The following is a 15,259-nucleotide window of genomic DNA, read 5'->3' on the forward strand; positions in this document are numbered from 1 at the left end:
CTCCCCCTTTATGATTCATCCTCAAATAACTGACCGTTTCCTCTAGCGTTTTCTCCTCCTGGTAAAATCGAGTTCAATATAATTCCGACAATCGTAGCAACCGCCAGTCCAGGAATCTCTACTTGTTCGCTAACTGGAATGGCAACTCCACCAATTCCGATGACTAGAATAACCGAAGTAATGATTAGATTTCTTTTAACCCCGAGGTCGACATGATTATCAATTAACATCCGCATACCACTTGATGCGATCACACCGAATAATAGAATGGAAACACCACCCATTACCGCTTCAGGTATAGATTCAATTAGGACGGCTATGATGTCGATAAATCCAAATAAAATCGCTAGGACAGCTGCACCAGCTATGACAAACACGCTGAAAACTCTCGTAATCGCAAGTACCCCAATATTTTCGCCATATGTCGTATTCGGAGGTCCACCTAAAACTGATGCAATCATCGTCGCAACACCGTCACCTAAGATCGAACTACCTAAACCAGGTGATTTGAGAAAATTACGTTCGGCCACTTTCGATAACACCATTTGATCGCCAATATGCTCTGTGATCGTCACTAGAGCGACAGGTACCATGATAAAGACAACTGATAAACTTAGCACATCGAGCGGTTGATAATCGACAAATGGGATGATGAAATCTGGCACCACAAACACTGCATTCAGCATTTCCCCGAATGAACTACTGGACGTTAACGCTTGAAAGCTTGATTGAATGCCATCTGTTTGAACAATGCCTACAATTAAAGCTGTAAGATAACCACCCACAATTCCAAGTAAGATTGGAATGACATTAAAGAATCCTTTGAAATAAACAGACCCAATCACCGTGATGAGTAATGTAATCAGTGCTACGAGCATGTATGTAAAATGAATATTCCCATCACTGTTATACATCGCCATATCAATCGCTGTTGGTGCTAAACCTAAACCAATCACCATAATCACAGGGCCAACTACGACAGGTGGTAGTAATTTCAGTAACCAATTGACACCACTTACTTTAATCAGCATCGCAACCAGACCATAAACGAGTCCAGCTAAGAATGCACCTACCATTGCACCAGGCAAACCGTCAGCTACACTTGCAGCTTGAATTGGTGCAATAAATGCAAAACTTGATCCGAGATAAGCCGGTATTTGACCTCGTGTAATGACTAGATAAGCTAATGTCCCGATACCACTTGTCACAAGCGCTACATTTGCTGGCATTTCAACTAAAAACGGTACTAAAATCGTCGCTCCAAACATGGCGAATAAATGTTGTAAACTGAGCCAAAACCATTTTGCTTTATTCGGTACATCTCTTACGTCTAATACTTTTTCTTGTTCACTCATTTGCTCCCACTCCTTTTTGTGCTATAAAAAAAGCCTCTTTACGATAAGATCGCAAAGAGGCATACGTACACTTTTCTCCATGCACGCAACTTCACGACCTTATAAGCCTCGCTGGACTTCCTTAAAGGTCCTCTATTTAATTATTCGTATATGCTGACTTGTTCTTGCTCATCTGTTTCATTTAAATGTACTTTGATGACTTCTTCTTGAGAGGTCGGGATATTCTTCCCTACGTAATCAGCCCGAATTGGCAATTCACGGTGACCACGATCAACTAAGACAGCGAGTTGAATTTGTTTAGGTCTATCAATATCAACAATCGCGTCCATTGCTGCGCGAACTGTTCGTCCTGTGTATAACACATCATCAACTAAAATGACTGTTTTTCCTTCTAGTGTTTCGCTAATGTTCGTTTGATTTAACTGGGCTTCATCATGGTTATCAATTTCAGTTAAATCATCACGGTAGAGCGAAATGTCCAACTCGCCAGTTGGAACGGTGACCGATTCAATTTGCTCGATCGTTTGTTGAATCCGATTAGCAATAGGTGTTCCTCTTGTTTTAATGCCTACTAATACCAAGTCTTCAGTTCCTTTGTTACGCTCAATAATCTCATGCGATATGCGTTTAATCGCACGTCCAATCGCTGCTTCATCTAATAACTGTGTTTTTTCTTCCACATGATCACCTCCGATTGTCACTAAAAAACCCCTTCCCCGCTACTCCAGGTAACGAGAAAGGGGTTATAGATACACGAATCCCTAACTATGTTTATAACGTTACCTTACTAGCCTCACGGGACTACGTTTAAAGGTTCTAATTTAACTTCACTATCACATATTTTAACGTGTTGTAGAAAAAAGTCAAGTCATTCTCTTAATTTTTTCAATCGAATCTAAAAAGATTTTGGGTGGCTCTGCGGTGATCATCATATCCTCATCATTTATCGGATGTGTGAAGGATAATGTTTTCGCATGGAGCGCCTGACCATCAGTATCTAATGTTTTACGATAACCATATTTCGGATCTCCTACTAATGGATGATTAATATACTTAAAGTGTATACGAATTTGATGAGTTCGGCCCGTCTCTAATTCACAACTGACATGTGTATAATCATTGAACTTTTCAACTACGGAAAAATGGGTAATAGCTGGTTTTCCTTCATCGACAATCGCCATTTTTTGACGGTCATTAGGATCACGTCCAATAGGAGCATCAATCGTACCTAATTCATGCGATATAACGCCATGTACGATTGCTTCATATTGACGCTTAATCTCCTTATTCATTAATTGTTCTGATAGTCGCTCATGCGCTTTGTCATGTTTAGCGACGACTAATAGACCGCTCGTATCTTTATCAATGCGGTGAACAATACCTGGACGATTAACGCCATTAATGCCAGACAAATCATCACAATGATACAATAATGCATTAACTAGCGTCCCTTTTTCGTGTCCAAACGCAGGATGAACAACCATTCCTTTAGGTTTGTTCACGACAAGCAAATGTTCATCTTCAAACCGAATGTCTAATGGGATATTTTCAGGCTCGAGTGACATATCTTCTGGTTCTGGCTCTTGCCACTCCACAAGATCATCCAATTGACACTTATAATTATTCTTAACTGGTTTCCCGTTAACAGCCACATGTCCATCTTTGACCCACGACTGAACTTGTGAACGAGAAGCTTCTGGATTTAATTGTGCTAAAACATGATCAATACGCTTTCCTTGATAAGTATGATCCACTTTAATTTGTTGTTTTTCCGTCATGTTTTTCACCTTTCTTATTCTGCCATTCATCATAAAGCATCAAGATAATAATCAGAATAACACCAACTGTTAATGCACTATCCGCAACGTTAAATATCGGGAAGTTATAGTTAAATATCATAAAATCAAAGAAATCGATCACTTCTTGAATTCGGAGTCGGTCGATAAAATTACCTATTGCACCGCCTAATATGAAGGCTAATCCAATATTCAGTAGTCTGTATCCATGACGATACTGAATCATGTAATAGACGATGACACCAACAACGAATAACGTTACGATATAGAATAACCACATTTGGTCTTCTAGCATACCCCAAGCGGCTCCACTATTACGATGGGATGTGATGTGAAAAAAACCTGGTATGACTTCGATTGAATCACGAACATTCATTGTTTCAACGACAACCCATTTTGTAACTTGGTCTAGGGCTATTAAAAATAAAGCTAATATATAATAAATCAACGCATCATGACCTCCATATTCACTTTTTTCCTCTTGCATTTTACCATAAAACGACTAAAAACACGATAAATGTTGTTAATCAAAACACTCCGTCAATGGCCGTTATTGAATTGTGATCCGCTATCGGTGGACGCTTTCCGCGGGCACGGCTCGAGCCTCCTCGGCCCAAAGGCTTGGCCTACGGGGTCTCGAGACTCGTGCTATTCCCGCAGGAGTCGCCACCTTCGCTTCTCACAATTCAACAACTCAGTGCTCAACCTTACAAATCTCACACTTAAATAATACATAACCAATCAAAAACGAGCTAACCCTGATTCTATAGGGTTAGCTCGTTGAATGAGCATATTATGATGATAAAACGTCTGCGCAACGGTCACATAAATCAGGGTAGTCACTGTGTTGACCTACAGAATGGGATGATACCCAACAACGTTTACATGTTTCACCCTCATGTCGATCAACCGCAACTGATACATGGTCATAAGCTTTAGCTGCATCATAATGGTCGACAACAGAAGCTTCTGAGACAATTAAATACTGATGTAGATGATCAATAGACTCTAATAAATCACGTGTTTGTTCATCTTTAGGCACAATCGTGACATGTGCTTCTAAGGATTTACCAATCACCTTATCATCACGCGCTGCTTCTAATGCCTTTAAGACATCTTCACGTATGGCCATTAATTGTTGCCACTTCGCTTTTGTTTCTTCTTCTCCAACGACATGACGCGCATCTGGCATATCAGTTAACTGAACATTTTCAGCTTCAACACCAGGAACATGTTGCCATAATTCATCTGCAGTATGAGCTAAGATTGGTGAGAGTAACTGAGTTAAACTTACCACAATTTCATGATAAACCGTTTGAATACTGCGACGACGATGGCTATCTTGTTTTTCGATATATAAAACGTCTTTCGCAAAATCAAGATAGAATGAACTTAAATCGACTGTACAGAAATTATTGATCGTATGATAAATTGTAGAGAACTCATAGTTATCATACGCTTTTCGTACTTTAGCTACCGTTTCTTGCAAACGAATTAGCATGTAACGGTCAACTTCTTCTAAATCTTTTTCAGCAACACGATGGACGCTCGGATCAAAGTCATGTAAATTACCTAACACGAAACGCATCGTATTACGAATTTTACGATAAACCTCTGAAACTTGTTTTAGAATCTCATTGGAAACACGGACGTCAGCACCATAATCTGAACTTGCCACCCATAGGCGTAAAATGTCTGCACCAAGCTGTTTCATGATTTTAGACGGAACCATCACATTTCCAAGTGACTTACTCATCTTTCTTCCATCACCATCTAGAGTGAATCCATGGCTTAAGATTCCTTTATATGGTGATTTACCAGTAATTGCGACAGCAGTCGTTAATGAGGAATTAAACCAACCACGGTATTGATCAGAGCCCTCTAAATAAAGATCTGCTGGGCGATCTAAATCTTCTCGTTCTTGCAGGACACCTTGATGGGTCGAACCTGAATCGAACCATACGTCCATAATGTCGGTCTCTTTTGTAAAATTACCATTTGGACTTCCTGGATGAGTAAAGCTTTCAGGTAGTAAATCGTTAGCTTCTCGTTCGAACCAAATATTTGAACCATGTTCACGGAACAAGTCGGAAACGTGTTCAATCGTTTCGTCAGTAATGATCGCTTCTCCATTTTCCGCATAGAACACTGGAATTGGGACGCCCCATACACGCTGACGAGAAATACACCAATCCTCACGGTCACGTACCATATTGTACATGCGTGTTTCACCCCAATGTGGGTGCCAGCTAACATTTTCAATCGCATCTAATAAATCATTACGGAAGTCACTAACAGAAGCAAACCACTGTGATGTCGCACGGAAAATAGTCGGCTTTTTCGTACGCCAGTCATGTGGGTAAGAGTGAGTCATGAATTCGAGTTTTAATAGAGCACCATTTTCATTTAATTGTTCCGTAATTGATTTGTTTGCCTTATCATAGAATTCGCCAGCAAAACCAGGCGCCTCTTCAGTGAAAACACCTTTCTCATCCACAGGACACAACGCATCTAAACCATACGCTTTACCAATCCAGTAGTCTTCTTCACCATGACCAGGTGCTGTGTGAACACACCCTGTACCAGATTCAGTAGTCACATGATCTCCTAGGATAATGAGTGATTCACGGTCATAAAGTGGGTGCTGTGCTTTCGCATATTCTAAGTCTTTTCCTTTATGACGAGAACGAATGGAATACTCATGCCATTCTGCTTTTTCCGCGACTTCTTCTAATAGATCTTCGGCAATTACAAAGTTACCTTGATCCGTGGATACAACGACATAATCCAGCTCAGGATGGACGGCAATTGCTAGGTTAGCTGGAATTGTCCAAGGCGTTGTCGTCCAAATGACGAATTTCTCATCACCATTTAGAACACCATTTCCATTCGTCACATCGAATGCAACGTAGATAGATGGAGATTTTTTATCATGATACTCAATTTCCGCCTCTGCTAAAGCTGATTCAGATGACGGTGACCAATAGACTGGTTTCTTACCTTTATAGATATAACCTGCTTTAGCCATTTCGCCGAACACACGGATTTGTTGAGCCTCGAATGATGGATTAAGCGTAATGTATGGATTATCCCAATCGCCTCGCACACCTAGTTGCTTAAATTGTGTCCGCTGATTATCTAGCTGTTCTAACGCATACTGCTTACACATTTCACGAAACTCAGGTACAGGGATATCTTTACGATTAATTTTCTTTTTCTTCGTTAAAGCCACTTCAATCGGTAAACCATGGGTATCCCAGCCCGGAACATATGGCGCGTGGAATCCTGCCATCGATTTATACCGCACGATAAAGTCTTTTAAGATTTTGTTTAAGGCGTGCCCCATGTGAAGGTCGCCGTTTGCATATGGGGGGCCATCATGTAAAACGAAAAGCGGGCGTCCTTTCGTCCGTTCTTGCACTTTTTCGTAAATGGCTTCATTTTCCCATTTCTGTTGCATTTCTGGCTCACGGTTTGGCAAATTGCCGCGCATCGGAAATTCCGTTTTCGGCATTAATAACGTATCTTTATAACTCATGAGAATCCTCCTTATATCTCCTTCTTAATTGTGTTCACAAAAAAAGCTTCCCCATCCCTAATAAGGGACGAGAAAGCTCGCGTTACCACCCTAGTTGAATGACCATAATCATTCCACTCAACATTCGTAACGTGAATGAACCGCCCTTTTCTACTACTATTTCAAAAAAGGTGCTCCAGGATGATCTTCCCACAAGTGTTATCACCAGGCTCACACCAACCCTAGCTCGCTTTGATAACTTTCTTGAAGTACTGTTCCTTTCAATGCAATCGATTATAAATCGTTTCATTATGATTCATGATAAAAAAATTATAGATAATTTCCCATAACAAGTCAAGACTTAACGTCATGAAACACTAGTAAGAAGAATCAGATGTAGAATCATCGGAATAACTATGACTCTGTGATGTTGCTTCATATAAATGTTGTTGATCATCTTCTTCAGAAGTATCAATTTCAAATAAGTCTTCCCAATCACTATTATCAATAATATCAAGCTGTGCTTCTACTAGCATCTTCAAACGGGTTCTGAAGACTTTAGCTTGCTTTTTCAGCTCTTCAATTTCCATTGAAACTTGTCGTGATTTAGATAAAGCATCATTTACAATGCGATCAGCATTTTTTTCGGCTTCTTTAATAATTAATTTAGCTTCTTTATTGGCATTATTTTTTACTTCATCAGCCGTTTCTTGCGCAACAAGTATGGAACGGTTTAATGTCTCCTCAATATCACTAAAATGATTCAATTTTTCTTCAGCTTCATTGACACGCTCTTCTAATTGCTTCTTTTCACGAACGACTTTCTCAAAATCTTTAATCACTTGATCTAGAAATTCGTTAACCTCATCTTCATCATAACCACGAAATCCTCTTGTAAACTCTTTATTATGAATGTCTAACGGCGTAAGACCCATTGATTTGAACCCCCTTCTGTTTTCGATCCAGTTCTCTGTATATCATTAATTCGACAAAACCATCTGTATTCCTGCAATAAAATACGATATTATTTCAATTTTGCCGTTTTAATACGAATCTTTTGTTTCTTTGTTTCCCCAAGGATATCAACCACTTGACTACGACCATATGATTTTAAGGATATCAGATCACCAGGTTGTAATGAAAAGGATGAATTATTGACTGTGCGATGATTAATTTTAACGGCTTCTTTTTCAATCAAATGTTGTGCTTTTTGACGGGAGATTTGATAAATTTCTTTTAAAATAGCATCTAGTCGAGTTGATGAAACCGTTCCATCTTTCGCCTTCCACTCATAGCTAGGCGTTAAAATGTCTTCTTGAGATGCTTCATGTAAGTTAATTCGAGTGTTTTTGATCTTATCAATATTCATTTGTAAATACATGGCCAAATCACGATCACAAATGATTTGAAATTGACCGTCTTCTACAATCAAATCCCCTAATTTTTTTCGATGTAAGCCCAACGACATGACCGTGCCAAGTAAATCGCGATGACTAAGCGAAACAAATTTTGCATTGTACTGCCCTTGTAAGATTGTAAGCTTATAATTCTCTTCTTCCACAACTTCATAAAAGGGTGCCAGTATAGCTCGTTTTCGCTCTGAGCGATCAGATCCACCAAAAAAGGTTAGGTTGAATTGCTCATCATGACCAATAATTGACCGATAGATTAATTGTTCTCGTGGGTCAAGGAAGTCACTCAAAACAGGGATGTATTGTCGTTCTACTTGTTCACGCCAATCAACTACTTGATCAATAAACGGCTGTTCTTCTGTTCTAAAGTGTTGATATAAGTCCATAGCTTCCTCTTTCTATCATGTATAGCTTACATTAAAAAACTTGAGAAAATAAATACCAAACCATTCGTTGCTAAATTTAAAGCAATAATCGCAACAATTGGAGATATGTCAATCATTCCAAGTGAAGGGACAATTTTACGAAATGGCTCTAAATAAGGCTCTACCGCCTTCTCCAAAAACTGTCCGATTCCAGAATCCCGAGCACCTGGAAACCATGACATTAAAATATACCCAATAATCATAAATGAATAAATTTGTACTGCTGTTAAAAGCAGACTTAATATTTGACCCAAAATCTCTTCATCCTCTCAAAACTACTGTTCGTCATCATTAAAAATTTCTGAAATACTACCTGATATATTAACATTTTCCGGGGTGCACAAGAATGTTTTTTGCCCTAATTTTTGAATATCACCATTCAAGGCATTAACGGTACCACTGAGAAAATCGACAATCCTTAATCCTGTTGGGTGTTCTACACGTTGTAAATTAATCACAACTGATTTCTTCTTCTTGACGTGTTCAGCAATCTCTTGAACATCATCAAAGTCAGTTGGTTCAAATAAAACCATTTTCGCATCGTTTTGAATTGAGGTTAAACTGACCACATTATCATGTGATTGAGGTTTCACAGGTTGTTCTGCCTCTTGTTGATGAGTTGCTGGTTGTTTTCTATAACCTTTGGATTCTTCTTCAAAAGAAGGTTGTTCATCAAGATCAAAAAATGATTTGAATTTGTCTTTAAAGCTCATAGCAATCCTCTCCTATTAATCTTGTCCTACTAACTTTGATCCAATCCGTATGTGGGTTGCTCCTTCTTCAATCGCTATTTGAAAGTCATGACTCATTCCCATAGATAAATGTTGACACGGAGCAAACGAGAGGTTTAGTTGTTGAATATCGTCACGTAATTCTTTTAATGAACGGAAACTTTTACGGATCATCGATTCATCTTCAACTAATGGCGCCATCGTCATAAGCCCTACTACTTTTATATTTGAGTAGCTAGAAAGTTGCTCAATAAAAAGTTTAACTTCTTCAGGTTCTAAACCATGTTTAGAATCTTCACCACTCGTATTGACTTGTACGAAACAAGGAATGGTACGATTGGTGCGTTTATTAATTTCTTTAGCCAAAGAATGGCGGTCTAAAGAATGAACCATTGTTACGTTATCAATCACGTCTTTCACCTTTCGAGATTGTAACGTTCCAATAAAATGCCAATTAGCCGCTTGTCCAATCGCTTGATATTTATTTAAAAATTCATCCGACCGATTTTCACCTAATTCTGTTATACCTGCATTGATCGCTTCATTTGCTCTATCGATAGTCACATATTTTGTTACAGCAATGGTAGTCACTTCATCAGGGTCACGACCCACTCGTCGGCATGTATCAACAATGTCTTGTTTGATCGTCTTGTAGTTTTGTTTAACTGACATATCATTCATCCTTATTACATTAGTGTTAGATAGGCCATCATACGACCTGTTTGACCATGATCACGCCTGAATGAATAAAACAAATCACTCGACTCATATGTACAATATTGTGTGATTGCAATTTGGTCGGGTTTAACTCCAGCTAATTGCAAATATAAACGATTAAGTTCTTTTAAATCTAATAAATAACGACCTTGCTGAGACTGTTTCAGAACTTGTTTAAATTGAGTTGGAATCTGACTAGAAACTTTCTCATCAACTTCATAATATGGTTGAGAAATACACGGTCCAATCGTAACAAATAACGCATCAGATGAAATACCTTGTTGGTTAAATGCCTCAACCATTTTATCTGCGATACCATTAACAGTCCCACGCCAACCTGCATGAGCTAAACCAATCCACCGTTCATGAGGTGCGACGAAATATAAAGGTACACAGTCGGCATAAAACGTGGTTAGAACATGTTTTTTATCATTGGTAATCATGCCATCAGCATCTATAACTGTCTCGTCATGTTTAGTAACTGAGTCATCAAGCTCAGTTAAATCTTTTACAACCGTACTATGCACTTGATTGAGCGTTCGCCAATGTTCAAGTGGTTCTTCCAACTGTTCACTTATGTATTGACGATTTGCTAATACATCCTCCAAACGATCATCTACATGTAGAGCCATATTTAATTGATCATATGGTTTTTCACTATACCCATTTCGTCTCGTTGTAAAACCCGATTTTACATGAAATTCATCCCAATTTGAAAGGGGCATAAGTGAAGTTCCTTGATCTATAAATGGTTCGTTCATAATAAGACTCCTTTTCATAACATTTTATCATATTTCAAAGGTTAGTGCGTACGTAACGCGCCTTTTCTTATGAATATTTCGATCGGCTGATTAAAATCACATCATGGCCAATCATTTGAATTTGAGCCCAATCAATCCAAAGTTCTTCTTGCTCTCCAAAAAGGCCCAACCATTTTCCTTTGGTTGAAATAATGATTGATTGAATCAGCCCAATGGTGACATCAATTTCTAAATCCGTTATGACACCGAGTCTTTCTCCACTCTCCACATCTATAATATCTTTTGTTTGAAGTTCTGACAACAACATGATGCCGTCCCCCCCTTTATAGTTTATCCTATGTTATATGATTTAAAATCTTGCTCAACGCTAATAGCTAAATAATAAAGATCCTGAGCCTTGAAAAATTTTAAGCTCAGGATCTTTGTATTGATGATACTGTTAGAATTTGTGTTGACTTTCAATGGCAAAGCAAAAGTTGTTGAATTGTGAGTAGCGAAGGTGGCGACTCCTGTGGGAACAGCACGTGTCTCGAGACCCCCAGAGGGCCACAGGATGTGGGTCACTTCGGCGTTTGTGATTGACGTCCGGAACTTAGCCGAAGTTCCTTTAGTGGCCGAGGAGGCTCGAGCCGTGCCCAGGGAAAGCGTCCACCGAGAGCGGATCACAATATCAACAACGGGCCTTAACAATGCTGTAGCAATAATACTTCTATTACTTGTCCATTATTATGAATCAAGAACTGTTTTGTTCATTTCCTTTATTGCCGATTTTTCTAATCGAGACACTTGTGCTTGTGAAATTCCGATTTCATCTGCTACTTCCATTTGTGTCTTACCTTCAAAGAAACGTTGGTTAATAATTAATTTTTCTCGTTCATTCAACTTTTTAATTCCTTCACGAATCGCTAGCTCATTAAGCCAAGAAGAGTCTTTTTGTTTATCATCTTTTAATTGATCCATGACAAAAATAGGATCACTTCCATCATTATAAATAGGTTCAAATAATGAGACAGGGTCTTGAATAGCATCTAATGCAAAAATGACATCCTCTTGAGGTAAATCCATCTCTTTTGCTATCTCTTGTGTTGTAGGTTCTATAGACCGTTTACTCATCAAGTTTTCCCTAACTTGTAAAGCTTTATAAGCCACATCACGTAATGAGCGAGAAACACGAATTGGATTGTTATCTCTTAAATAACGTCTTATTTCACCAATAATCATCGGAACAGCATAAGTTGAAAATTTAACATTCTGACTTAAGTCAAAATTATCAATCGATTTCATTAAACCAATACAACCTACTTGAAATAAATCATCTACGTTTTCACCACGATGATTAAAACGTTTAATAACACTCAATACTAAACGTAAGTTGCCATTAACCAGCTCTTCCCTTGCTGACTCATGCCCTGCTTGTAATCGTTTAAACAAAAATCGCATTTCTTCATTTGTTAACACTGGTAATTTAGATGTATCAACGCCGCATATTTCCACTTTACTTTTCGTCATTGTTGCCCCTCCCACCTGGAGTTGATGTCATTAATCATTGTTTCCAGAATGGGAAAATTTATGCGGACTTAATAACAATGAACATAGAACATGCGTTTAAGCCATTTTGTTAAATTCACGCTTTAATCGTTTAATAATTTTTTTCTCTAAGCGAGATATATAGGATTGAGAAATGCCTAAACGGTCCGCAACGTCTTTCTGCGTTTGTTCATCATAACCACTTAATCCAAACCGCATCTCCATAATCTGTTTTTCTCTGCCGTTTAATGATTCCATAGCCGACTTAAGCAGGGTTTTATCGACTGAAAATTCGATATCCTTCGTGATTAAGTCATCATCCGTTCCTAATACGTCTGATAGTAATAATTCATTACCATCCCAATCGACATTCAACGGTTCATCAAACGAAACTTCTGTTTTTCGTTTATTGTTTCGTCTTAAATACATTAAAATCTCATTCTCTATACATCGTGAAGCATATGTTGCTAACTTTATTTTCTTTTCTGGATTAAACGTGTTAACTGCTTTAATCAGACCAATTGAGCCAATACTTATTAAATCTTCTATGTGAATCCCCGTATTTTCAAATTTTTTAGCAATATAAACAACTAAACGTAAGTTATGTTCAATTAATAATGACTTAGCGGCCTGATCTCCGTTCATCAAACGTTCCAATACATGTCTTTCTTCATCCTTTGATAAAGGGGGTGGTAATGCTTCGTGACCACCAATATAATATATTTCATCTGATCTTCCTGAAATCTTTAGCCATAGATTCATCCACTTTTCTTTTATACGTAACCATAGATTTTTCATCCTAAGATACCCCCTTATAGTGTTTGATTTGCATCTGTTTGGATTGCCACAACATTGGATGTAGTAAACAATGGACGTCCATTTGTTGGGACAACTTACCTTCATGAAATCCAACATATACATGTGGTGTTTTTATCTGTGTAGAATCTGTATGAACCAAAACCTCATCAGCCAAAAAGACAGGTAATAATCCGCGTTCACCACCAGCTTTCCGGAACGGGATCCAATGTAAACCATCAGTATGTTGAAAGACTGACTCATCTTGTTGTTTCATCAAAATCAATGTTTCTTCATTGAACCAGTTTCGAAATGTTTCCTCATCGACTAAAATAACGGGTTTCTTCGATAGTGGATGTTTTAATTGATTCCCTGTATCTAAAAATCCTTTAATTGAAATGCTTTTACGAAATGCATGTATCGTGATCTGATAGTATTGATCATGTTTCATTTGATTAACAGTCAGTTGCTGTAATTGATGTTTCGTTAAGAAATAAGCAACAGGAAATAATACCAAAACGACACCCCAGCTTAACCAATTACCAAATGGTGTAGCGCCTTCATCTAATAAGACATCATGGCTCATCATAAAAAAATGTAAGCCGAACATAGCGCCACCGATTGTAAAATTAATAAAATAAAAGGATAACCATTGAAGTATTAATTGCGTCAATCGTTGATATTTAAATGCGATTAATATGATTAAAATAGAATAAACCAATTTCACGAGAGGTAACGTTACCCATTCAATTGAAAATGATAATTGAAGTGGAATAATCATTGATGCAAATAGAGCAGCTAAAACAATTCGTTTCGGTTGGTAAATGCTTTTAGTGGCCCAACAAACAAGTAATAACACCATCCAATCAAATAACAAGTTTAATAGCCAGATTAAATCAACATATAATGGCACGTAACACATCCTTTAATTCAAAACTGTAAGCTTGACTATGTAATTTGAGTATAAAAAAAGAAGCCGCAGAAACATGTCAGTTTCTCGGCTTCTATCGTTACTTATTTTGCAAACTTTTGTCTTATTTCGGTTCGATCATTTTTATGACTGATCGCGATTACGATTACGAAGGAACGTTGGAATATCTAATGTATCCTCTTCGTACGCAGGTCGTTGTTGTTGTACTGGACGCTCGCGACGCGGTTGTTGTTGCTGTGATGTCGACTGAGTGTTGGACTGTGCCGGACGAGTATGCTGAGTGATTTGTTCATCATTGTTTTCATCAAAACCAGTTGCAATAACAGTTACAACAATTTCTTCTTTTAATGTTTCATTAATGACTGAACCAAAAATCACGTTAACTTCTTGATCAGCTGCAGAGGTTACGATTTCCGCTGCTTCTTGTACTTCAAACAAACTTAAGTTTTGGCCGCCGGAAATATTCATTAGCACACCATGAGCACCATCAATTGATGTCTCAAGCAATGGTGATGAAATGGCCTTCTTGGCAGCTTCAGATGCACGATTCTCACCTGTTGCAATTCCAATTCCCATTAATGCTGAGCCTTTATCTGACATAATTGTTTTAACGTCTGCAAAGTCCACGTTAATTAAACCAGGAACGGCAATTAAATCTGAGATACCTTGAACACCTTGACGTAATACATTATCTGCTTCGCGGAAAGCTTCTAGCATTGGTGTGTTCTTATCAACTAATTCAAGTAAGCGGTCATTTGGGATCACAATTAATGTGTCTACACTTTCTTTTAATGTATCAACACCTGTTGTTGCATGAGTAGAACGCTTACGACCTTCAAACATAAATGGTCTTGTAACCACACCAACAGTTAAAGCGCCTACTTCTTTAGCTACTTGTGCAATGACAGGCGCAGCACCAGTACCAGTACCGCCACCCATTCCTGCAGTAACGAACACCATATCTGCACCTTGTAATGCTTCTTCTAATACATCTTTGCTTTCTTCTGCCGCTTTCTTACCAACTTCTGGGTTTGCTCCGGCACCTAAGCCTCTTGTAAGTTTTTCACCAATTTGTAACTTAGTATCAGCTTTTGATAAATTTAACGCTTGTGCATCTGTATTAACAGCAATAAACTCGACATTTTGTACACCATGCTCAATCATTCGGTTGACAGCATTAGAACCGCCGCCACCGACACCAATTACTTTGATTGTTGCTAATTGTTCCATATTCGCTTCAAAATCTAACATGTCTCGTTCCTCCTACTTTCATTATTCCCAACTCATACTAC

The 15,259-nt window shown here is 38.3% G+C and carries 16 protein-coding genes and 1 other annotated feature; all 16 genes read right to left on the minus strand.

The annotated features are described in order from the left end of the window. Nucleotides 1-8 precede the first annotated feature (8 nt). Nucleotides 9-1,355: a uracil-xanthine permease family protein gene (locus tag J2S77_RS05545; protein WP_306975410.1), complete on the minus strand. Its 1,347-nt coding sequence runs from the start codon at nt 1,353-1,355 to the stop codon at nt 9-11. A 140-nt stretch (nt 1,356-1,495) separates the two neighbouring features. Then, entirely contained in the window at nt 1,496-2,035 is a 540-nt protein-coding gene (pyrR, locus tag J2S77_RS05550; protein ID WP_306975412.1) for a bifunctional pyr operon transcriptional regulator/uracil phosphoribosyltransferase PyrR, read from the minus strand. A 183-nt stretch (nt 2,036-2,218) separates the two neighbouring features. Next, nucleotides 2,219-3,133, minus strand: coding sequence for an RluA family pseudouridine synthase (locus tag J2S77_RS05555; protein WP_306975413.1), 915 nt, complete (start codon nt 3,131-3,133; stop codon nt 2,219-2,221). Beyond that, entirely contained in the window at nt 3,111-3,599 is a 489-nt protein-coding gene (gene lspA / locus J2S77_RS05560; protein WP_306975414.1) for a signal peptidase II, read from the minus strand. The genes J2S77_RS05555 and lspA overlap by 23 nt, the downstream gene beginning before the upstream one ends. A 345-nt stretch (nt 3,600-3,944) precedes the next feature. Further along, complete coding sequence (ileS, locus tag J2S77_RS05565; RefSeq protein ID WP_306975417.1) at nt 3,945-6,689, minus strand: isoleucine--tRNA ligase; 2,745 nt, start codon at nt 6,687-6,689, stop codon at nt 3,945-3,947. Nucleotides 6,690-6,749: 60 nt separating this feature from the next. Further along, nucleotides 6,750-6,962: a binding site (T-box leader), on the minus strand. A gap of 83 nt (nt 6,963-7,045) precedes the next feature. Continuing rightward, nucleotides 7,046-7,603, minus strand: a complete 558-nt coding sequence (locus tag J2S77_RS05570) for a DivIVA domain-containing protein (protein ID WP_306975419.1) — start codon at nt 7,601-7,603, stop codon at nt 7,046-7,048. A gap of 89 nt (nt 7,604-7,692) precedes the next feature. Beyond that, on the minus strand, nt 7,693-8,466 hold the full coding sequence (locus J2S77_RS05575) for a YlmH family RNA-binding protein (protein ID WP_306975421.1): 774 nt from the start codon (nt 8,464-8,466) through the stop codon (nt 7,693-7,695). A gap of 26 nt (nt 8,467-8,492) precedes the next feature. Beyond that, complete coding sequence (locus J2S77_RS05580; RefSeq protein WP_306975423.1) at nt 8,493-8,759, minus strand: YggT family protein; 267 nt, start codon at nt 8,757-8,759, stop codon at nt 8,493-8,495. 21 nt (nt 8,760-8,780) lie between these two features. Continuing rightward, the gene (locus J2S77_RS05585; RefSeq protein WP_306975424.1) at nt 8,781-9,218 is read right to left on the minus strand and encodes a cell division protein SepF; all 438 of its coding nucleotides are present in this window, start codon (nt 9,216-9,218) and stop codon (nt 8,781-8,783) included. A 15-nt stretch (nt 9,219-9,233) separates the two neighbouring features. After that, complete coding sequence (locus J2S77_RS05590) at nt 9,234-9,908, minus strand: YggS family pyridoxal phosphate-dependent enzyme (RefSeq protein WP_306975426.1); 675 nt, start codon at nt 9,906-9,908, stop codon at nt 9,234-9,236. Between the two features lie 14 nt (nt 9,909-9,922). Continuing rightward, complete coding sequence (gene pgeF / locus J2S77_RS05595; RefSeq protein ID WP_306975428.1) at nt 9,923-10,714, minus strand: peptidoglycan editing factor PgeF; 792 nt, start codon at nt 10,712-10,714, stop codon at nt 9,923-9,925. A 67-nt stretch (nt 10,715-10,781) separates the two neighbouring features. Next, nucleotides 10,782-11,021 (minus strand): YlmC/YmxH family sporulation protein, encoded by a 240-nt coding sequence (locus tag J2S77_RS05600; RefSeq protein WP_306975430.1) that lies wholly within the window; start codon nt 11,019-11,021, stop codon nt 10,782-10,784. Nucleotides 11,022-11,440: 419 nt separating this feature from the next. Next, entirely contained in the window at nt 11,441-12,223 is a 783-nt protein-coding gene (gene sigG / locus J2S77_RS05605; protein WP_167259897.1) for an RNA polymerase sporulation sigma factor SigG, read from the minus strand. A gap of 96 nt (nt 12,224-12,319) precedes the next feature. Continuing rightward, nucleotides 12,320-13,039: an RNA polymerase sporulation sigma factor SigE gene (sigE, locus tag J2S77_RS05610; RefSeq protein WP_306975432.1), complete on the minus strand. Its 720-nt coding sequence runs from the start codon at nt 13,037-13,039 to the stop codon at nt 12,320-12,322. 1 nt (nt 13,040) lies between these two features. Further along, nucleotides 13,041-13,949, minus strand: a complete 909-nt coding sequence (gene spoIIGA / locus J2S77_RS05615) for a sigma-E processing peptidase SpoIIGA (RefSeq protein WP_306975434.1) — start codon at nt 13,947-13,949, stop codon at nt 13,041-13,043. A gap of 141 nt (nt 13,950-14,090) precedes the next feature. Next, a complete protein-coding gene (ftsZ, locus tag J2S77_RS05620; protein WP_306975436.1) occupies nt 14,091-15,218 on the minus strand; it encodes a cell division protein FtsZ in 1,128 nt (375 codons plus the stop codon). Between the last annotated feature and the right edge of the window lie 41 nt (nt 15,219-15,259).

This window comes from Alkalibacillus salilacus (assembly GCF_030812915.1).
In the GTDB taxonomy this organism is placed as follows: domain Bacteria; phylum Bacillota; class Bacilli; order Bacillales; family Alkalibacillaceae; genus Alkalibacillus; species Alkalibacillus salilacus.